Source organism: Collinsella sp. SGI.178 (assembly GCF_050313495.1).
Lineage (GTDB): Bacteria > Actinomycetota > Coriobacteriia > Coriobacteriales > Coriobacteriaceae > Collinsella.
The window spans coordinates 1-17,872 of record NZ_JBNPLM010000016.1 but is presented as its reverse complement, the minus strand read 5'-3'; the positions used below and the strand labels follow the sequence as shown (position 1 = coordinate 17,872).

The window sequence follows — 17,872 nt, the reverse complement described above, 5'->3', positions numbered from 1 at the left end:
CGCATGACACAGATCCTGATCGTAGAGGACGAGGAGAAAATCGCCCGCTTTGTGACGCTCGAGCTGGAGCACGAGGGCTACCAGGTGGAGCACGCCGCCGACGGCCGCACCGCCGTGGACCTGGCGCTGGAGCGCGACTACGATCTGATTCTGCTCGATGTGCTGTTGCCGCAGCTCAACGGCATGGAGGTCTTGCGGCGTGTCCGCAAGCACAAGGATGTGCCGGTGATTATGGTCACCGCGCGCGATGCCGTGATGGACAAGGTTGCCGGGCTCGATGCCGGCGCCGACGACTACTTGACCAAGCCGTTTGCGATTGAGGAGCTGTTCGCACGGATCCGCGTGGCGCTGAAGCGCGCGGAGGCCGTGCGGGCGGCTTCGGGCGTTGGTGGCGCCGGCGCTGGGGCGGGCATGGCGGACGGCGCGGGCGGCGACGCCGCTGCGGTGCCCCCGGTCAGCAAGTCGACCAAGGCTTCCGTCGCGCCCTCCCCCGCCGCGCTCACCGTGGGTTCGGTCGCGCTCGACCCCGACCGCCGCGAAGTCACGGTCGGCGGCTCGCCCATCGCGCTCACGGCCCGCGAGTTCGACGTTCTCGCCCTGCTTATGGCACATGCCGAAACCGTGCTCACACGCGAGCGAATCGCGCACGAGGCGCTGGGCTACGAATACGTGGGCGACACCAACAACGTCGACGTGCACATCGCGCACCTGCGTGCCAAGATCGAGGACGCCGGCGGCGCCCGCATCATCCAGACCGTGCGCGGGGTGGGCTATGTCTGCCGTGCGTAACGCCGAGGCCAAGCGTGTCACCTCCATCGCCCGCGCCATCAACTGGAGCTATATATGGCGCCGCCTGATGAGCTACGTCTGGCTCGATCTGCTGCTGATGGTGATCGCGGCGGCGATCCTCGTCTATGGATACAACCAGACGCTGCCCGACGGTGCGTTTACCGCAGGATGGATCCCCAGCGCCGCCGTTCACGGCATGTCGCTGAAGCCCGCGCGCGACTGGGACCTGACAACGCTCACCTATACCGTCGAACTTGCTACCACCAAGACTTTCCCCCTCGCGCAGGACCTCGTCGCGCTATGGCCTCTCTACCTTGTCGTTGTAGGTTGGCAGGTCATCAGCGTGCTCAACATGCTCGGCGGCGCAAGGCACGTGCGTCGCACCATGGCACCGCTCAACGACTTGGCCCTGCGCGTGGACGAACTCGGCCGCATGCAACTCTCCGGCGGCAAGATGGAAACACTGGAACAGGCCATCGAGCGTGCAAGCGTCGACTCGCCGAGCGTCACCACCGGCGACGCCGACCTGGCAAGCATCGAGGTCGCGCTCAACCGGCTGCTGCGCCAGATGCAAGAGGCCAAGCTGCAGCAGATGCGCTTTGTCAACGATGCAAGCCACGAGCTGCGCACGCCCATCGCGGTGATTCAGGGCTACGTAAACATGCTCGACCGCTGGGGCAAAGACGACCCGGACGTGCTGGCGGAATCCATCGCGTCCCTCAAGGCCGAAAGCGAGCATATGCAGGAGCTCGTGGAGCAGCTGCTGTTTTTGGCACGCGGCGATGCCGGGCGCACGGTCCTGCGGCGTGCGCATACCAACCTGGCCGCACTGGCCGGCGAGGTGTGCGAGGAATCGCAGATGATCGACGCCGCGCACACTTATCGGCTGGCTTTTGACGCTGCATTTGCCAACGATCCGCGCTGCGACGCACCTGTCGACGTGGCGCTTGTGAAGCAGGCTCTGCGCGTGATCGTGCAGAACGCCGCCAAGTATTCGAACGCGGGAACGACCGTCACGTTTGCCATAACTCCCGATACGGGCACGGGCGCGATCGACATAAGTGTTGAGGACGAGGGTATCGGTATGAACCAGGAGTCCGCAGCTCACGCGTTTGAACGGTTCTACCGCGCCGACAACGCACGCGATGCCGGCGCGCAGGGCTCGGGCCTGGGGCTTGCCATTGCTAAGTGGATTGTCGATAGCCATGGCGGCGCCATTGGCGTGACCTCGGTCGAGGGCGTCGGCAGCCGCTTTACGATTCGCCTGCCACGGTAGGAAGCCCCCTCGTGAATCGAGGTCTAATATTTTTCCGGAGAAGTGAACGAGCGTATTTGGACCCCTGAAGCATCCACATTTTTCGACGGGAAAGTCGCAGGATTCCAGCATCAAAACCGCAGGAAACGGTACCCTCAAAGTGTCGATGCTTCGGGGGTCCAATTCTGCTCGTTCACTTCTCGGGAAAAGTATTAGACCCCGATTTCATGTCCCCTCAAAAGGTCGCCCCCTCGGCAAAAAGGGATAGGGCCATGCGGCCCTATCCCTTTTTTTCGTTATAGCAGCTTGCGCGCTACTCGCGACACAGGTGCACGGCGAAGCCGGCGAACTCGCGCTTAAAGTACACAAGCTTGGTGCCGCCGTCGGGCAGCAGCACGCGCGACTCCTCGTTGACCTCGAGCCCGTGCTCGGCAAACCACTTCTCGGCAGCATCGATGTCGTTGACGGCAAAGCCTATGTGGCCCTTGGCGCCACGACCGTTCTGCTTCATGATCTCGACCAGCGAGTCGTTAAAGTACGAAATCGGGGTCTCGCTGACGGGCAGCCCCATCATCGTCGAGAACAGCTCCGCGATCTCTAGGGCGTCTGCCGGGTCGGTGGCGTTAATGCCCACATGGGCAACGCGCATGCCAAAGAGCTCGACCGGGTTGGCGTTCTGCTCGTTCATACAGGCAGCGCCTACTGAGCCATGACGTCGAGAACGGCCTTCTCGGCAGCGACGCGGTTCATGCCGGTCATAAAGGGCACGCCGCTCACGTACGGGCAGGTGAGGCCCTCGGGGGCAACGGTGGTGGCGATCAGCAGGTCGGCGCCCTCGTCGCAAGCGTCCTTGGCCTCGGAAATGGCGCACTGCACGATCTCATACTTGCCGGCGTAACCGTTGGCGTCGAGCATGGTGGCGACCTTCTGGGCAACGAGCGTGGAAGTAGCAGCGCCAGCACCGCAAGCCAAAACGATCTTCTTCATAGGTAATGTCTCCCTTCATGGTTTACTTTAGGTAAGTGTACCGCAGCGAGCGATGGCGCTCGGCCTCGATGCACTTTTGTGCCAGTTTGCTTGCACGCTGCGTATAATACATCTAGTACGTTTTGTCATACCGCTTGTTTTACGAGCGACCGAGGAGCTCAATATGCCCGATTCCCGCACACTCTGGACCGTCGTCGTTGTCATCTGTATCGCCGTGTCGCTGCTCTTTAGCATCAAAAAACGCACCACGTTTAAACGCCTGCAGCGGCTCATGGCCGCCAAACAGTGGGACGAGTTCGATCGTTTGCTCGACGGCAAACTCACCAGCATGCTGTACCCGCGCTACAACCGCGACTACCTGCGCCTGAACTCCTATCTGCTGCGCGAGGACCACGAGCGCGCCGACGAGATGTTTGACCTGCTGCTGGGGCTCAACCTGCCCAAGATGCAGCGCGTCGATCTGGTGATCAAGGCCTTTAACTACTACGTTGGCCAGGAGGACCGCAAAAAGTCCAAGGAGCTGCTGCACGAGATCAAGGGCTTTGAGGGTGGCCAAGCCGAGGCAGTCGCGCACGAATGCCAGCTGATGTACGACACGATGATCCTCAAGCGCCACAACGACATTCCCGAGCTGGAGCGCATGCTCGAGGATGTCGGCAACGACCCGGTCAAGCGCTGCCGACTGGAGTACCTGCTGGCCCTGCAGTACCAAAACAAGGGCGACGAGGCAAAGTTCCAAGAGTTCCTCGAGAAGTCGGGCCAACACTCGATGGCCGTCAACGCGTAACGGACGGCTTGTGCTAGACTTCTAGTCTTACGGGGGCGTGGCGGAATTGGCATACGCAGGAGACTTAAAATCTCTCGCCGCAAGGATTGTGGGTTCGAGTCCCACCGCCCCTACCATATGGAGCTTTCGAGCCCATGTCCCCCAGGGATGCGGGCTCGCTTCTTTTGGACACCGTCAAGCCTCTAAGAAGTTGCGGTGGAATAGTTCCTGTTTTGGCAGTTTATCAGCCCATTTAGGAACTATTTCACCGCAACTTATGAGGGGATGGTTAAAGGACGCTGAGGCTGGGGGTCCAGGCGATGGTGGGGGTCGCGCCGTCGAGAACCTCGTTGATGGCGGCGGCCATTCCGGCGAGCAGGCTGTTCTCGCTTACAGTGAGCGCGTCGTAGCCGCCGGCTCGCATGAGCTCGCGAATCACCACAGCACCAGCCAGGATCACGCCCGCACGCTTGGGTTGCACGCCTGGCAACGCGGCGATGCCCGCGACATCCAGCGAGAACATGCGCCCGATAGCGGCCGAAACCTGGTCCAGCGAAAGCTCGCGCAGGTGCACAAAACTCGAATCATACGGCTCCAGCTCGTGAACGAGCGCAACGAGCGTGGTGACGGTGCCACCCACCGCGACCAGGCGCTCGGCTCGCTCAAAGTCGACAGGCAAGCTCTTAAAGTAGCCTGCAAACTGCTCGTTTGCCCACGCGCCAGCGGCGGCAAGCTCGCTGCCCGTTGGCGGCAGCGCCGAGAAAAACCGCTCCGTCACGCGGCGACAACCGATGTCCAGCGAGCGCGTTCCCTCCAGCGCAAAGACCCCACGCTCCGGCGCATAGACGCCCGTCGCGAGCTCCGTGGATCCGCCACCCGAATCGGCAACAATGATGCGCTCGCCGGCAAAGTCGTGCGCCACGCCAAAAAACGTCAGGCGCGCCTCGACCTCGCCCGGAATCACCTGCGGCTCGAGCCCCAGCTCGCGCAGGCCGTCCAGCAGCAGCGCGGCATTGGACGCATCGCGCGCGGCGCTCGTGCACGTGGTGCAGATGCACGCGGCCCCAAAGGCACGGGCCTCGTCCACAAACATTCGGCACGCAGCGAGCACGCGCCCAACGGCCGCCTCGCAAAAGCGCCCCGTTGCGTCCACGCCCTCGCCCAAGTCGGTAATCTCGGTATGCTTGGACGATTCCACAATCGCCCCGTCCTCGACCTGGGCCAGCACCAGTCGCGACGACACCGTTCCCAGGTCAATCGCCGCCACCTTATATCGTTTGCAATTCGTCATTGCGGCCCCCCTCCGGGCGCTACTCGCCATTGGACACGACTGTCTGGCCCTCGACGCCGTTAAATCCAAACAGCATGTCGAGCGTCTGGATGTACCACGGCGCGTCCTTGCCGACCTCTTCGATTTCCTTGGCAACTTCGCTGGCCTTCTTGGCGTTCGACGACTTCTGGCTCGACGAGGCATCGGAATCGTCGTCCAGGCCCTGCACTTCAATCCTCTTCTCGCCGGGCATCACCAGACCCAGGTCCTCGGTCGCCGCGTCCTTAATGCCCTCCTCCGAGAGCAGCTTGTCGACGCTTTTTTGCAGGTCGTCATTATATTGCTCGCGAATCTCGACCTGCTTGGCCAAGATGTCGCTCGAGCGTTTTGCCACATACAGGTCGCGCACCGGGAAGTACAGGCTCACGAGCGCCAGGGCGACGACAATGCCAACAAACAGCCCTCGCTGGGGACCGTGGGTAAAATCATAGATTGCCTTGACCACCGCGTTATCGTTGGCGTAGTGCATAAAGTCCGAGCCCGAAAGACGGCTTGAGGGACGGCGCGGCTTGTCGGACGCCTGGGTCGAAGGGCGCGACGCATGCTTGGAACGCGATGGGCGCACCGGACTGTCCGAGGAACTATTTGGCTGAGCATTGGGATGCGAAGTCGCCGGCGAGCTATACCTGGAGCGATCAGCGCCAGCATAACCAGACCCGCCAAGCTGCACCGAATGCGCACGGCGAGGTGACGGTTCGCGCGAACCGGCGGAATAGTGCCTGTTGTCGTAAATCTGATCCATGTGCGCCTTGTGCGGTTGAGGTTTGTTTGCGCTAAGTCCTTTAGTTATAGCACGCGGGCGGACCAGCCGGACGAGCCGTAGGACAAATCCATTACTCGAGCGCGCGTGGTCGCCAACGGGCAAGTCGACGGGACGCCGCCCTTACGCCCCGCCGACCAACACCGTGTCCTACTCCTCTGCCTTTGCGGCATCCCACAGGTCGTTGAGCCCGTGGGTCGAAAGCTCGGCAAGATCAACATGGGCATCGGCCGCCATCTGCTCCATCGCGGCCCAACGGCGGCGGAACTTTGCCGTGCTGGCACGAAGGGCGCTCTCGGCGTCGATGCCCTCCTTGCGCGCAACGTTGACCAGGGCAAAGAGCAGGTCGCCAAACTCCATCTCGCGCTCGGGCGAGCCGGGCTCCTCGGCCTCAAACTCGGCACGTTCCTCGGCGACCTCGTCCCACACATCTTGGACGGTCTCCCACTCAAAGCCCACGGCAGCCGCCTTGCGCGACACCTTCTGAGCCTGCATCAGCGCCGGCAGATGCGTGGGCACGCCGTCGAGCAGGCCCTCGGGCGCAGCATCGACCGCCGCCACGGCCTGGTCCTTGGCGGCCTTCTCGGCAAGTTTGACCTCGTCCCAAATCTTGAGCACCTCGTCGGAGTTGTCGGCATCCACATCGCCAAACACGTGCGGATGGCGGCGAATGAGCTTGGCGTCGATATCGCGCGCCACGTCGGACAGCGTAAACTCGCCGGCGTCCGCCGCGATCTGCGCATGCAGCACGACTTGCATGAGCACATCGCCCAGCTCCTCGCGAAGATGGGCCGCGTCATCCGCCTCGATGCAGTCGAGCGCCTCATAGGCCTCCTCGATCATGTTCTTGCCAATGCTCTGGTGCGTCTGCTCGCGGTCCCACGGGCAGCCGTCGGGCTGACGCAGGCGCCAGATAGTCTGTACCAGATGTTGTAACTCGGCCGATGCATCGACCAGCGTGGAAAGGTCGCGCGAACCTTCGGCATTTTGCTGAGCCATGTGCTCGGCCATGGTTAGTCCTCCTCCATGATCACATGGCGGAACGCGCCGCCCTCGTAGATACCATAGCTGTGCGTGCCGTCCTTGGGGATGCTCACGCTGCCGGGATTGAAGAGCCACAGACCCGGGTGCGCGGTGCTTTCCTCGTTGACCTTGACGTGCGTGTGGCCGTAGACGAGCGCGGAGCCCTCGGGCAGCGCGGGCACGTGGTCGACGCTGTTGTGCATGCCGGCGCCAAAGACGTGGCCGTGCGTCAGGAACAGCTCGCGGCCGACCTCGTCGAACAGTGTGGCGTAGTCGGCCATGACGGGAAAGCCGAGAACCATCTGGTCGACCTCGGCGTCGCAGTTGCCGCGCACCGCGATAATGCGGTCGGCCAGGGCGTTGAGCAACGGAATCACGCGTTTGGGAGCATAATCGCGCGGCAGGTCGTTGCGCGGACCGTGATAAAGCAGGTCGCCCAGCAGGACGATGCGGTCGGGCTGCTCGGCTTCGATGGCGGCGCAGAGGCGCTCGGTCCAATATGCCGAGCCGTGGATGTCAGAAGCGATGAGGTATTTCATGGAGGTCCTTTCGGGGTGGGGTTGACGTGGCCGAGCGCGGAATGTCGCCACCAGCCGCGTTATTCAAATCGCAGTGCCGCGCTCTGGGCCGCCTGCATCACGCGTTGGAGCGGCACATTGTGCTCACGGGCAAGGCGGGCGCAGTCTTCGTACTCGGGCGCCGCGCGCTCACTGCCGTCCGTCAAGGTGGCCACCTTGACGGACACCTCGCCCCACGGCGTCGTTACGCGCTCAAAGTAGCGCGGCAGGCAAACGCGCTCCATAACCTGGCGGCGGATGCCATTGGTCGTGGTTTCCAAAAAGATGATCGTCTGCAGGCACTCGATATCCTCGTGGGTGCAGATTACCTGCAACTGCCAGCCAGGGCGGCCTTTCTTGCAATAGAGGGGCAGCCAGTGCACCTCGCGCGCGCCGGCCTCGCGCAGGCGGTCGGCGGCGTAGGCGAGCACCTCGGGCGACGCGTCGTCGATGTCGCACTCCAGCTTGACGATGGTTTCGGGCGCATCGGTCTCGCGGGACAGCGGAGATGTAGTTCCACGTTGCATACGGTCCGGCTCCTTTCCGCACGGGCTCGTTTTATTCACCCAAACGCTAGCACATCGCGAGCGGCGCAAGTGTGGCGGCGCGCGATGAGCGCGATTTTCCTTGTCCGTAAGAAACCGACACTCCACCGCCTCGGCCAAACATGTACATCAGCCTCCAAACATGTCATTTTTTGTCAGTTTTGGAGGCTGAGGTACATGATTCGAAGCAAGGCCGATGTCGCGAGCCCGCCCTTATGCGCTGCCCGTCCTTTCCAGTCGATTTCGGCCCACGGCGCGCACATCGCACTGGGGGCCGCGCCGTTACAATGGAGCAGATTCGCTTGACGTAAAGGAGCCGCCATGCCTGCTTGCCCGCTGGTCGATTGCCATACTCACACCTCGTTTTCGGACGGACACGCCTCGTTTGAAGACAACGTCCGCGCCGCTGCTGCGGCCGGTTGCCGCACCATGGTCTCGGCCGATCACCTTACCCTGCCTGCCAGCATGGATGCCACCTGCGAGGTGCAGGTTGTCGAGGGCGACCTGCCGGCGCATCGTCTGGCTTTTGAGGATGCCCGCAAGCTTGCCGCGCAGATTGCGCCGGAGCTTGAGCTTGTCTATGGCTTTGAGTGCGATTGGTACGAAGGCTGCGAGCCTTTGGTTGAGCGCTGGTCCCGGGGCGCCGTCGTACGCCTGGGCAGCGTGCATTGGATTGGTAACCCGGGCAATATCATGGCAGGCGCTGCGGGCACGACGGGGACAGAGGGCGTCGCACGCCCCGATACGCCCGACTCACGCTGCGGCTGGATCGACGACGACACCAACCTGCACGTTTGGGAAAACCTGGGCGTGCGCGGCGTGTGGGAGCGCTATGTCGATGACTGGTGCCGCGCCTGCGAAAGCTCGCTCAACTTTGATGTGATGGCTCACCCCGACCTGGTCATGCGCTTTTCGAAGGAAGGCTTTGCGCCCGATTTTGACCCCGCACCGTTTTGGCGGCAGATGGCCGAGTGTGCGCACGATACGGGCCGCCGCGTTGAGGTCTCGACCGCCGCACCGCGCAAGGGGCTCGACGACTACTATCCCGCGACCGGCCTTTTGCGCTGCTTTGCCCATGCTGAGGCGCCCATTACCTTTGGCTCGGATGCGCACCGCGCCTGTGATATTTGCTGGAATATCCGCGAGGCCCAAGCCCATGCCTACGACTGCGGCTACCGAACCTTCGACATCCCCCACCCCACCGGCGAATGGGAGTCCACACCCCTCGCCTAGCCATCCCTTCATAAGTTGCGGTGAAATAGCTCCTATTTATAGCCCTAAGACCGTCAAACAAGAACTATTCCACCGCAACTTCTATGGTCATCGGGGACGTTCTTTAACGACTAGTGGCGGCGGGCGTTGAGTTCGCCGGCCAGCTCGTCGAGGGTAATGCCGTAGCGCTCAAGCGTCACGAGCAGGTGGTAGACCAGGTCGCCAGCCTCGTAGCGAATGCGATCATGGTCGTTATCCTTGCAGGCCATGATCACCTCGCTCGCCTCCTCGGCAAGCTTCTTGAGCAGCTCATCCTCCACATCGGTCAGCAGTCGAGCGGTATAGCTTTCCTGCGGCGACGCATCGCGACGACCGTGAATCACCTCGGCCAGCCCCGTTAGCGTCTCGCCGATATTTCCATCCTGAACGTTTGCGGTACGCACACCCATGGTTCAATCCTTTCTGGTCGGCCAAGCGCCTGGTCGAGCGCCCGCCCTACGCGAGTTTCTTAAAGAAGCAGGTACGGTTGCCGGTATGGCAGGCCGGACCCGGCGAGTCGACCTTGACCAGCAGCGTATCGCTATCGCAGTCGGCCCAGAGTTCGCGAACCTCCTGCATGTTGCCGCTCGTCGCGCCCTTGTTCCAGAGCTCCTGGCGACTGCGGCTCCAAAACCACGTGGTGCCGGTCTTGAGCGTCAGCCCCACCGACTCCTCGTTCATCCAGGCAACCATGAGCACCTCGCCGGTGTCATACTGCTGAACCACACAAGGAATCAGCCCGCGGGCGTCGTACGCAAGCTTTGAAGGATCGGTTATCTCTTCCATTTCTCTCCCCAAATTCAAACTTCGCAGGTCGGCGAGGGTTGTCCAGGTGCCCGAGATTCCGAGCGACAAGCCCGACGACGCGTACTTAAGTACGCGAGGAGGGTTGGAGCCGGAAGGTCGGGTGCCTGGGCAAGCCGCAGCGCTAGAAGTCCAACCTGACAGGGATGCCTTGAGAGGCCATATACTCCTTCACCTGGCGAATGCTGAAGGTTCCAAAGTGAAAGACGCTCGCCGCCAGCACGGCGTCGGCCTCGCCCTCGATCACGCCCTCGGCAAAATGCTCGAGCGTGCCCACGCCGCCGCTCGCGATGACGGGGATTGGCACCGCGCGGGCTACGGCGCGGGTGAGCGCCAAATCAAAACCGGCCTTGGTGCCGTCGCGGTCCATGCTGGTGAGCAAGATCTCGCCGGCGCCGCGACGAGCCGCCTCCTCGGCCCACGCCACCGCGTCGATGCCCGTGGCGTTGCGACCTCCTGCGGTAAAGACCTCCCACTTGTCGGCACCGGATGCGCCGGGCAGGCCGACGCGCTTGGCATCGATCGCCACGACCACGGCCTGGCTGCCAAACGCCGCGGCAGCTTGGCTAATCAGCGACGGATCGCGCACGGCCGCCGAGTTGAGCGACACCTTGTCGGCACCGGCGGCAACCATGGTGCGCATGCCCGCCAGGTCGCGAAAGCCGCCGCCCACGGTATAGGGAATGGCGAGCTCCTCGGCCGCATGTGCCGCCATCTCGATGGTCGTCGCGCGGTTGTCGCTCGTGGCGGTAATGTCCAGGAAGACGACCTCGTCCGCACCCTCGCGGTCGTAGGCGCGGGCCAGTTCCACCGGATCGCCCGCATCGCGCAAGCTCACAAAGTTAACCCCCTTGACCACGCGGCCGTCCTTGACGTCCAGACAGGGAATTACGCGCTTGGTAAGCATGGGCTACTCCTCCCCTCGGGCGGCGGCCAACGCCTGGGCCAGCGCAAAGTTGCCCTCGTAGAGCGCACGGCCGGTAATGGCGCCTTCAATCGCGCCCTCACCCACCGCGGCCAGTGCGCGGATGTCGTCAAGCGTCGAGATGCCGCCCGAAGCCACGACGGGAAAGCCCGCGACCTCGGCCACATGGCGATACGCCGCCACATCGATACCCGTCTGCATGCCATCGCGCGCGATGTCGGTATACACCAGATGCTTAAAGCCCAGCTCGGAAAGCTGCGCCACGGTATCGTCGAGCGCCACACCTGCGCTGTCGCGCCAGCCGTTCACCTTGACCTGACCATCGCGCGCGGCGATGTCTGCCACCAGCAACTCGCCAAAGCCTTGGGCTGCCACTTCGGCAAAACCCGGCTCGGTCACCAGTACGGTGCCCAGCGCGATACGGCATGCGCCGTAGCCTGCCAACTCGTCGATGCGCGCAAGCGAGCGGACGCCGCCGCCCACGTCCACGGACAGACCGTCGACGCCGCAGATGGCCTTAATCGCCGCCGAGTTGGCAGCACGTGCGCCCTCGTCCTCGCCAAAGGCAGCGGACAGGTCGACGACGTGCACCCAGCTCGCGCCCTGTTCGGCAAACGTGCGGGCAACGGCCACGGGATCGTCGGAATATACCTTGCAGCGGCTGCGGTCACCGCGCTCCAGGCGCACGACCTTGCCGCCGATCAGATCGATTGCGGGAAACAGGATCATCGGCCAACCTCCTCGACGATGCTCACAAAGTTCTTAAGGATGCGCTGACCCAGCGCGGAGGATTTCTCGGGATGGAACTGGCAGCCCCACACGTTGCCATGGCGCACGATGCACGGGAAGCTCCGCGTATAGTGTGTGCACGCCAGCACATCGGCGGCATCGGCGTCGTCAGCCACCGCGTAGCTGTGGGTGAAGTACATGTTGGCACCCTCGGCAAAACCGGCAAGCAGCGGATCGGCCGCACCGGCGGGCGTCATGTGCACCTGGTCCCAGCCCACGTGCGGCACCTTCAGTCGGCTCGACTCCAAGCGCGTGCACGAACCGCGCATAATGCCCAGGCCATCGACCCAGGGACCGCCAGCCTGCTCGGGGGCGCTGCCGTCGGCGACCGCGCCCTCGTCCGCAGGCATGCCCTCGTTGCCGCGCTCAAAAAATAGCTGAAGGCCCAGGCAGATGCCGAGCAGCGGAGTTCCGGCGGCAACGGCGTCGAGCACCGCGTCCGCCTCGCCGCTCTGGCGCATAAAGGCGATCGCGTCATAGAACGCACCCACGCCCGGGATGACCAGGCCGTCGGCGCGGCGGATCTGCTCCGGATCGTCCGACGTGCAGGCGGCGGCACCGGCGCGCACAAGCCCGCGCACGACGCTCGACAAGTTGCCCTTGTGGTAGTCGACCACCACGATCTTCGGTTCACCCACGCGACCCTCCTTTTTCCCATTCAAAACCTGCCAAAAAGGGACAGGTTTATTTTGGTCGGTTAAACGTTCACCCACCGTATGAGACAGCATTTCCGCAGATAAAACCTGCCAAAATAAACCTGTCCCTTTTTGGCAGGTTACAGCGAGCCCTTGGTGCTGGGGATGCCCTGCACGCGGGGATCGAGCTCGCAGGCGTGGCGCATCGTGCGGCCCACGGCCTTAAAGGCGGCCTCGATAATGTGATGCGAGTTGCCGCCTGCGAGCTCGCGCACGTGCAGCGTGAGCTTGGCATCGCGCGCAAAGGCATAGAAGAACTCGACGGCCAGCTCGGTATCGAAGCTGCCCACACGTTCGGTCGGCACGGGCAGCTCGCAGTAGGCCTGGCCGCGACCCGAAATGTCCACGGCGGCCATCACGAGCGTCTCGTCCATGGCAATCGCCGCGTCTGCAAAGCGCGTAATACCCGCCTTGTCACCCAGCGCTTGGCAAAACGCCTCACCCAGCACAATGCCCGTGTCCTCGACGGTATGGTGCGCGTCGACCTCCACGTCGCCTACTGCATGCACCGTCAAATCAAACAGGCCATGGCGGCCAAAGGCGTTGAGCATGTGGTCGAAAAACGGCACGCCGGTCGAGATATCGCACGCACCGGTTCCGTCCAGGTCGAGCTTGACGACAATGTCGGTCTCCCCCGTCTTGCGGGTCACCTCGGCATAACGGCTCATCTACATCTCCTCCTTCACCAGCGCGGCAAACGCAGCCAGCACCTCATCGTTTTCCTGCGGGGTGCCCACGGTAATGCGCAGACAGTCCGCAAGCCCCGACGCGTAGCTAAAGTCGCGCACCAAAATCGAATACTCGTCGCGCAGGCGCTCACGCACGCGCGTAGCATGCGGCGTGCGCACGAGCACAAAGTTCGCCGCACTCGGCCATGCCTCCACGGGCAGACCCCCGGCAGCCATTGCGCGCAGGGCACACAGTTCGCGCTCGCGCTCGGATGCGACCTGTGCCACCACGGGCGCATACGCATCGCGGGCGCGCACGCAGGCAAGCGCCGCCGCCTGGCTCAGCACGTTGACCGAATAGATCTGGCGAATCGCCGCGAACACGTCGATGACCTCGGGCGCCGCAATCACATAGCCCAGACGCGTGCCGGCGGCGCCAAATGCCTTGGACAGCGTATGCAGGATCACCAGGTTGGGATGCTCGGCGATAAGTCCCTGCGCTGTGGTGGCCGCGCCAAACGAAGCGTCGGCGAACTCAACGTAGGCCTCGTCGACCATCACCATGCCGGGGCACGCATCGCACAGGGCCGCGACAAAGTCGAGCGGCGCCACGTCGCCCGTGGGGTTATTGGGCGAGGTCACTATGGCCAGGTTGCACTCGGGCGCCGCCGCGAGCACGGCAGCCTGGTCGAGCTCAAAGGTCGCCGGGTCGCGCCACACGTCGCGCACCTCGGTCTGACAGAGCGACGCAAAGAACGCATACTCGCTAAAACACGGCGGGCAGTTGAGCAGGGTCCGCCCCGTGCCGCCAAACGCCAGCAGGTAGTTATAGAGCAGCTCGTCGCCGCCGTTGCCCACACAGACATTCTCGCGCGCCACACCATGCCAAACAGCCAGCTCGTCGCGCAGGTCGTTCGACATGGGATCGGGGTAGCGGTTGAGCGGCGTGGCAGCCAGGGCGGCGTCGACCGCCTCGCGCACGCCAGCCGGCACGGGATAGGTGTTCTCGTTGGCCGAAAGGTTGATGCGCGTGGGCGTAAAGTTGGGATTGTAGGGCTCAATGCCAGCCAAGTAGGGCTGGACGAGCTCCTTCATGCGAGACGTCAGCTCGGCCATATTAGGCCTCCTCGCCGGTCGCGCCAGCGCCATCCGCGCTTGCAGCCGCTAGGTCCACACCCTCGGCGACCGTCGCCACGGCGTCGCCCGGCCAGGCGACCTTGGTCAGGTCGGCCGCGGCCAGAGACTCAGCACTCACGGCACCCTCGCCCTGCTCCAGCACACGGCGACGCAGTGCGGCGGAAAGCGCGTGTGCCCACAGGCCCTCGGCCTCGGCCAAACGCTGCGTCGCGGGAGCGTCCGAGAGCAGGCCCTCGGGCGTATAGCAAATGACGCTCGAGCGCTTGACGAATTCTTCGACCGAAAGCGGGTTGGAGAACATGGCCGTGCCGCCGGTCGGCAGCGTGTGGTTGGGGCCGGCAACATAATCGCCAAGCGGCTCGGAGCTCCAAGCGCCCACAAAGATGGCACCGGCGTTGCGAATGCCGCCGAGCAGGCCCATCGCATCCTTGCAGTGCAGCTCCAGGTGCTCGGGCGCCACGGTGTTCACCGCCTCGACGGCAGCAGCCATATCGGCGGCCACCACGATGGTGCCCTCGTTGTCGAGCGAGGCGCGCGTGATCTCGGCGCGCGGGGACTGTGCCACCAAAATGTCGATACCCGCCTCGACCTCGCGCGCAAACTGCTCGTCGCAGGTCACCAGATAGCAGGCTGCTAGCGGATCGTGCTCGGCCTGGGCCATCAGGTCGGCCGCGACCACCATTGGCTTGGCCGTGGCATCGGCCAGCACGCAGACCTCGGAGGGGCCGGCGACCATGTCGATGCCCACGTCGCCCGAGACAATCTGCTTGGCCGCGGCAACAAAGGCGTTGCCCGGACCGGTGATTTTGTCGACGCGCGGAATGGTCTCGGTACCGTACGCCAGCGCGGCCACGGCCTGAGCGCCGCCCACCATATAGATCTCGTCCACGCCGCCAAGCTTTGCCGCCGCGAGCGTGTAGGGACTGATCAGGCCGTCCTTTTGCGGCGGGGTCACCATGACCACGCGCTCAACGCCGGCCACCTTGGCGGGAATGGCATTCATGAGCACCGTGGAGGGATACTGCGCGCGACCGCCCGGCACGTAGATGCCGGCTGCCGCAAGCGGGGTCACCTTAACGCCGAGCATGGTGCCATCTGCACGCGTGGTAAACCAGCTCTGCTCGACCTCGCGCTGGTGGAACTCACGAATCTGGCGCGCAGCCTTCTCGAGCGCCGCGACAAAGGCCGGATCGAGGCCCTCGAGCGCGGCATCGATCTGCTCTTGCGGCAGACGGAAGCTCTGCAGCTCAACACCATCAAAACGCTGACAGTAGTCGCGCACCGCGGCATCGCCGTTGGCGCGCACGTTGGCCACGATATCGCGGGCGGCGTCGACGATGTTTTGCGGCAGCACGCCCTTGCGGTTGAGCTGGTTGGTAACGAGACGCTCACCGGGAGCAAGCTTGATAGTCTTCATGTCGGTATCCCCTATCGGTCGAGGTTGTGTTCGAAAAACGAGAGGCCGGGCGGCGGCGCCCATCGGCCCGCAGCCCAGACGTTGGGGCGCCCGTGCGTGCTCGCGCTATTGTGCCGAGCCCGCAACGGGCTCAAAATGCTTGTCCTTAACGGCCGCCGCCAAGCGATCTGCCAGATTACGTACGCGCGGATCTAAGCGAGCGGCGCCCGGGTTGACAAAAAAGCGCGCCGTGCAGTCCATAATGCGGCCGGTGATGACCAAATCGTTGTCGCGCAGCGTGGCACCCGTGGCGGTAATATCCACGATGCGATCGGTCATGCCGACGATGGGGCCCAGCTCGATGTTGCCGTGCAGCGAAACGATATCGGCGTTCACACCGCGCTCGGCATACCAGGCACTCGCGATGCGCGGATACTTGGTTGCCACGCGAAGCGACCCGCGGCGAGCATAGTTGCGCTCGGCCTGACCGGCGCGCCACGCGGGCTCTGCCTCGATAAAGGTGCACAAGCCATAGCCCAGATCGACCAGCTGCAGCAGGTTGAGGTCGGCCTCGATGAGCGAGTCCCAGCCGCAGATGCCGCAATCGGCGCCACCGCAGCCCACAAAGGCGGGCGCATCGCTGGGTCGCACGATAACAAACTCGACATCGCCGACCGTGCCCTCACCGGCACGCGTGTCGCGACCGCGCACAATCAGGTGACGGCCGGGGTCACGCAACTCAGAGACGTCCAGGCCCGCGGCCTCGAGCACGTCGAGCGTGTCAGCCTTAAGCGAGCCCTTGGGCACGGCAATGCGCAGCGGACCCTCGGCGCCACGGCCCGCGGCGTGATCGCCGTCGGAAGCAGCGTCCTCTGCCGAGGTACGAGCGGCCTCCAAACGCTCGAGCGAAAAGGCGAAGCCCGCCGCCGGCACCTCGATGCCGTCGCCAAATGCGCCGGTAAAGATGGAGTCGTAGCGTCCGCCCGAACCCACCGGATCGGGCAAGCCACCGGCATAGGCCTTAAAGACCAGGCCCGTGTAGTAATCGAAAGAGTTCATGATGGAGAAATCGAACGACAGCACCTGGGCGTCCTCGGGAGCCAAACCCTCGACCAGGGCACGCAGCTCGCGCGTCGGCGGCGCGGCGATACCGGCGGCCTCCAGCAGCGCGTCCACGCGGTCGAGCACCTCGGCACCACCGTGCAGGCGCGGCAGTTCGCTAATGGCGGCCTTGACGGCATCAGACTCGGTGCTGGCAGCCACGCGGGCATCGAGGCCCACAAAGTCGTTGGCATGCACGCAGCGCAGGGCCTCGGCTGCCAGCTCGCGATCCTCGCACGCCGCGAGCAGCTCCTTAAAAGGACGCACGCTACCTGCGATAATACGAGCATCGGGAAGCGCCAGCTTACGCACGGCCTCGGCCACCAGTGAAACAATCTCTACATCGCCCGCGGTATCGCCCGCACCGATAAGCTCAAAGCCCAGCTGCGTAAACTGACGCGAGCCACCGGCATTGCGCTGGCACTCGCGAACCACTGGCGCCTCGTAGCGAAGGCGCAGGGGTAGATCGGCCGCACACATGCGGGTCGAAACCAGGCGCACGATCGGCAGCGTGTTGTCGGGACGGACCACCAGCAGGCGGCCGTCGTCATCAAAGAGCTTAAACGGCGTGTCCGCAATGCGGCCGCCCTCCTCGAGCGAACCCTTGTCCTCGAGCAGCGGCGTCTCGACCGGAAGGTAATGATGCTCCCTAAAGCAGCCCTTCACCGTATACGCGATCTCCTCGCGTGCCTGAGCCTCCTCGGGCAATATGTCCCGGAATCCCCACGGTGTGGCCGTCATCTGGTGAGCCTCCTCATGCTGTGTTTCATATAGAACGAAAGACCGGCATAGCTCCGCCGATCTTCTGGGTACTTTAGCATACTAGAGTGCTTGCGGGGAGAACCGTCCCCCTCGGCTCACAGCGTATTCATTTGGAAACAATGGAGGAGGCACATCCCGCCCGCCGGCCAAAAACTGGGATGCGGTTTCCGGTTGAGACTTCTGGCGGAAACTGCGCCCCGAAATTACAGTCCAGAACGGGATGCGATTTCCGGTTGAGGTCTTCAGCGGAAAGTGCGTCCCGGAATTTGGGCTTGGAATGGGATGTACTTTCCGGATAGGACCGCATACGGAAAGTACATCCCATTCTGGAG

General features: G+C 63.7%; 20 protein-coding genes and 1 tRNA gene. 5 read left to right on the top strand and 16 right to left on the bottom strand.

Annotated elements, in window-relative coordinates:
• Positions 1-3 precede the first annotated feature (3 nt).
• Positions 4-789, top strand: a complete 786-nt coding sequence (locus tag ACQRAQ_RS05880) for a response regulator transcription factor (protein ID WP_427794227.1) — start codon at positions 4-6, stop codon at positions 787-789.
• Positions 773-2,065, top strand: a complete 1,293-nt coding sequence (locus tag ACQRAQ_RS05875) for a sensor histidine kinase (RefSeq protein WP_427794226.1) — start codon at positions 773-775, stop codon at positions 2,063-2,065. The genes ACQRAQ_RS05880 and ACQRAQ_RS05875 overlap by 17 nt, the downstream gene beginning before the upstream one ends.
• 292 nt (positions 2,066-2,357) lie before the next feature.
• Here ACQRAQ_RS05875 and ACQRAQ_RS05870 read toward each other — a convergent pair whose 3' ends face one another.
• Both ACQRAQ_RS05870 and ACQRAQ_RS05865 read right to left on the bottom strand, forming a co-directional pair.
• Positions 2,358-2,732, bottom strand: a complete 375-nt coding sequence (locus tag ACQRAQ_RS05870; RefSeq protein WP_427718886.1) for a VOC family protein — start codon at positions 2,730-2,732, stop codon at positions 2,358-2,360.
• 11 nt (positions 2,733-2,743) lie between these two features.
• Positions 2,744-3,031: a PTS sugar transporter subunit IIB gene (locus tag ACQRAQ_RS05865; protein WP_055252380.1), complete on the bottom strand. Its 288-nt coding sequence runs from the start codon at positions 3,029-3,031 to the stop codon at positions 2,744-2,746.
• A gap of 163 nt (positions 3,032-3,194) precedes the next feature.
• Here ACQRAQ_RS05865 and ACQRAQ_RS05860 point away from each other — a divergent pair, with 163 nt between their 5' ends.
• Both ACQRAQ_RS05860 and ACQRAQ_RS05855 read left to right on the top strand, forming a co-directional pair.
• Complete coding sequence (locus ACQRAQ_RS05860; protein ID WP_427718884.1) at positions 3,195-3,818, top strand: hypothetical protein; 624 nt, start codon at positions 3,195-3,197, stop codon at positions 3,816-3,818.
• A gap of 31 nt (positions 3,819-3,849) precedes the next feature.
• Positions 3,850-3,934, top strand: a tRNA-Leu gene (locus ACQRAQ_RS05855).
• Between the two features lie 152 nt (positions 3,935-4,086).
• On the opposite strand, the gene ACQRAQ_RS05850 is transcribed toward ACQRAQ_RS05855, so the two are convergent.
• The 5 genes from ACQRAQ_RS05850 to larC form a co-directional block, all read right to left on the bottom strand.
• Entirely contained in the window at positions 4,087-5,088 is a 1,002-nt protein-coding gene (locus ACQRAQ_RS05850) for a hypothetical protein (protein ID WP_427794225.1), read from the bottom strand.
• Between the two features lie 19 nt (positions 5,089-5,107).
• Complete coding sequence (locus tag ACQRAQ_RS05845) at positions 5,108-5,869, bottom strand: hypothetical protein (protein WP_427794224.1); 762 nt, start codon at positions 5,867-5,869, stop codon at positions 5,108-5,110.
• A gap of 168 nt (positions 5,870-6,037) precedes the next feature.
• Complete coding sequence (gene mazG / locus ACQRAQ_RS05840) at positions 6,038-6,898, bottom strand: nucleoside triphosphate pyrophosphohydrolase (protein WP_427794223.1); 861 nt, start codon at positions 6,896-6,898, stop codon at positions 6,038-6,040.
• Between the two features lie 2 nt (positions 6,899-6,900).
• The gene (yfcE, locus tag ACQRAQ_RS05835) at positions 6,901-7,449 is read right to left on the bottom strand and encodes a phosphodiesterase (protein WP_427794222.1); all 549 of its coding nucleotides are present in this window, start codon (positions 7,447-7,449) and stop codon (positions 6,901-6,903) included.
• Positions 7,450-7,508: 59 nt separating this feature from the next.
• Positions 7,509-7,994 (bottom strand): nickel insertion protein, encoded by a 486-nt coding sequence (gene larC, locus ACQRAQ_RS05830; protein WP_427794221.1) that lies wholly within the window; start codon positions 7,992-7,994, stop codon positions 7,509-7,511.
• 339 nt (positions 7,995-8,333) lie between these two features.
• Between larC and ACQRAQ_RS05825 the strand changes: the two genes are divergently transcribed.
• A complete protein-coding gene (locus ACQRAQ_RS05825; RefSeq protein WP_427794220.1) occupies positions 8,334-9,245 on the top strand; it encodes a PHP domain-containing protein in 912 nt (303 codons plus the stop codon).
• 110 nt (positions 9,246-9,355) lie between these two features.
• On the opposite strand, the gene hisE is transcribed toward ACQRAQ_RS05825, so the two are convergent.
• From hisE to hisG, 9 genes are all read right to left on the bottom strand, one after another.
• Complete coding sequence (gene hisE, locus ACQRAQ_RS05820) at positions 9,356-9,673, bottom strand: phosphoribosyl-ATP diphosphatase (RefSeq protein ID WP_427794219.1); 318 nt, start codon at positions 9,671-9,673, stop codon at positions 9,356-9,358.
• Between the two features lie 46 nt (positions 9,674-9,719).
• A complete protein-coding gene (gene hisI / locus ACQRAQ_RS05815; RefSeq protein WP_154515095.1) occupies positions 9,720-10,049 on the bottom strand; it encodes a phosphoribosyl-AMP cyclohydrolase in 330 nt (109 codons plus the stop codon).
• 142 nt (positions 10,050-10,191) lie between these two features.
• Complete coding sequence (gene hisF / locus ACQRAQ_RS05810) at positions 10,192-10,974, bottom strand: imidazole glycerol phosphate synthase subunit HisF (protein WP_117769949.1); 783 nt, start codon at positions 10,972-10,974, stop codon at positions 10,192-10,194.
• 3 nt (positions 10,975-10,977) lie between these two features.
• Entirely contained in the window at positions 10,978-11,721 is a 744-nt protein-coding gene (locus ACQRAQ_RS05805; protein WP_427794218.1) for a HisA/HisF-related TIM barrel protein, read from the bottom strand.
• Complete coding sequence (hisH, locus tag ACQRAQ_RS05800; RefSeq protein ID WP_427794217.1) at positions 11,718-12,419, bottom strand: imidazole glycerol phosphate synthase subunit HisH; 702 nt, start codon at positions 12,417-12,419, stop codon at positions 11,718-11,720. Before hisH ends, ACQRAQ_RS05805 begins: the two co-directional genes overlap by 4 nt.
• Before the next feature lie 137 nt (positions 12,420-12,556).
• Positions 12,557-13,144, bottom strand: a complete 588-nt coding sequence (gene hisB, locus ACQRAQ_RS05795) for an imidazoleglycerol-phosphate dehydratase HisB (protein WP_427794216.1) — start codon at positions 13,142-13,144, stop codon at positions 12,557-12,559.
• Positions 13,145-14,260 (bottom strand): histidinol-phosphate transaminase, encoded by a 1,116-nt coding sequence (hisC, locus tag ACQRAQ_RS05790; protein ID WP_427794215.1) that lies wholly within the window; start codon positions 14,258-14,260, stop codon positions 13,145-13,147.
• A 1-nt stretch (position 14,261) separates the two neighbouring features.
• Complete coding sequence (gene hisD, locus ACQRAQ_RS05785; protein ID WP_152067999.1) at positions 14,262-15,698, bottom strand: histidinol dehydrogenase; 1,437 nt, start codon at positions 15,696-15,698, stop codon at positions 14,262-14,264.
• A 105-nt stretch (positions 15,699-15,803) separates the two neighbouring features.
• Positions 15,804-17,519, bottom strand: coding sequence for an ATP phosphoribosyltransferase (gene hisG / locus ACQRAQ_RS05780; protein WP_427794214.1), 1,716 nt, complete (start codon positions 17,517-17,519; stop codon positions 15,804-15,806).
• Positions 17,520-17,872 lie beyond the last annotated feature (353 nt).

Coding starts and splice junctions, on each gene's coding strand:
- ACQRAQ_RS05875 (WP_427794226.1), top strand. CDS start 773: ATGTCTGCCGTGCGTAACGCCGAGGCCAAGCGTGTCACCTCCATCGCC.
- hisC (WP_427794215.1), bottom strand. CDS start 14,260: ATGGCCGAGCTGACGTCTCGCATGAAGGAGCTCGTCCAGCCCTACTTG.
- hisD (WP_152067999.1), bottom strand. CDS start 15,698: ATGAAGACTATCAAGCTTGCTCCCGGTGAGCGTCTCGTTACCAACCAG.
- ACQRAQ_RS05845 (WP_427794224.1), bottom strand. CDS start 5,869: ATGGATCAGATTTACGACAACAGGCACTATTCCGCCGGTTCGCGCGAA.
- ACQRAQ_RS05825 (WP_427794220.1), top strand. CDS start 8,334: ATGCCTGCTTGCCCGCTGGTCGATTGCCATACTCACACCTCGTTTTCG.
- ACQRAQ_RS05865 (WP_055252380.1), bottom strand. CDS start 3,031: ATGAAGAAGATCGTTTTGGCTTGCGGTGCTGGCGCTGCTACTTCCACG.
- hisG (WP_427794214.1), bottom strand. CDS start 17,519: ATGACGGCCACACCGTGGGGATTCCGGGACATATTGCCCGAGGAGGCT.
- yfcE (WP_427794222.1), bottom strand. CDS start 7,449: ATGAAATACCTCATCGCTTCTGACATCCACGGCTCGGCATATTGGACC.
- hisI (WP_154515095.1), bottom strand. CDS start 10,049: ATGGAAGAGATAACCGATCCTTCAAAGCTTGCGTACGACGCCCGCGGG.
- larC (WP_427794221.1), bottom strand. CDS start 7,994: ATGCAACGTGGAACTACATCTCCGCTGTCCCGCGAGACCGATGCGCCC.
- ACQRAQ_RS05805 (WP_427794218.1), bottom strand. CDS start 11,721: ATGATCCTGTTTCCCGCAATCGATCTGATCGGCGGCAAGGTCGTGCGC.
- hisF (WP_117769949.1), bottom strand. CDS start 10,974: ATGCTTACCAAGCGCGTAATTCCCTGTCTGGACGTCAAGGACGGCCGC.
- ACQRAQ_RS05860 (WP_427718884.1), top strand. CDS start 3,195: ATGCCCGATTCCCGCACACTCTGGACCGTCGTCGTTGTCATCTGTATC.
- mazG (WP_427794223.1), bottom strand. CDS start 6,898: ATGGCCGAGCACATGGCTCAGCAAAATGCCGAAGGTTCGCGCGACCTT.
- hisE (WP_427794219.1), bottom strand. CDS start 9,673: ATGGGTGTGCGTACCGCAAACGTTCAGGATGGAAATATCGGCGAGACG.
- ACQRAQ_RS05880 (WP_427794227.1), top strand. CDS start 4: ATGACACAGATCCTGATCGTAGAGGACGAGGAGAAAATCGCCCGCTTT.
- ACQRAQ_RS05870 (WP_427718886.1), bottom strand. CDS start 2,732: ATGAACGAGCAGAACGCCAACCCGGTCGAGCTCTTTGGCATGCGCGTT.
- hisB (WP_427794216.1), bottom strand. CDS start 13,144: ATGAGCCGTTATGCCGAGGTGACCCGCAAGACGGGGGAGACCGACATT.
- ACQRAQ_RS05850 (WP_427794225.1), bottom strand. CDS start 5,088: ATGACGAATTGCAAACGATATAAGGTGGCGGCGATTGACCTGGGAACG.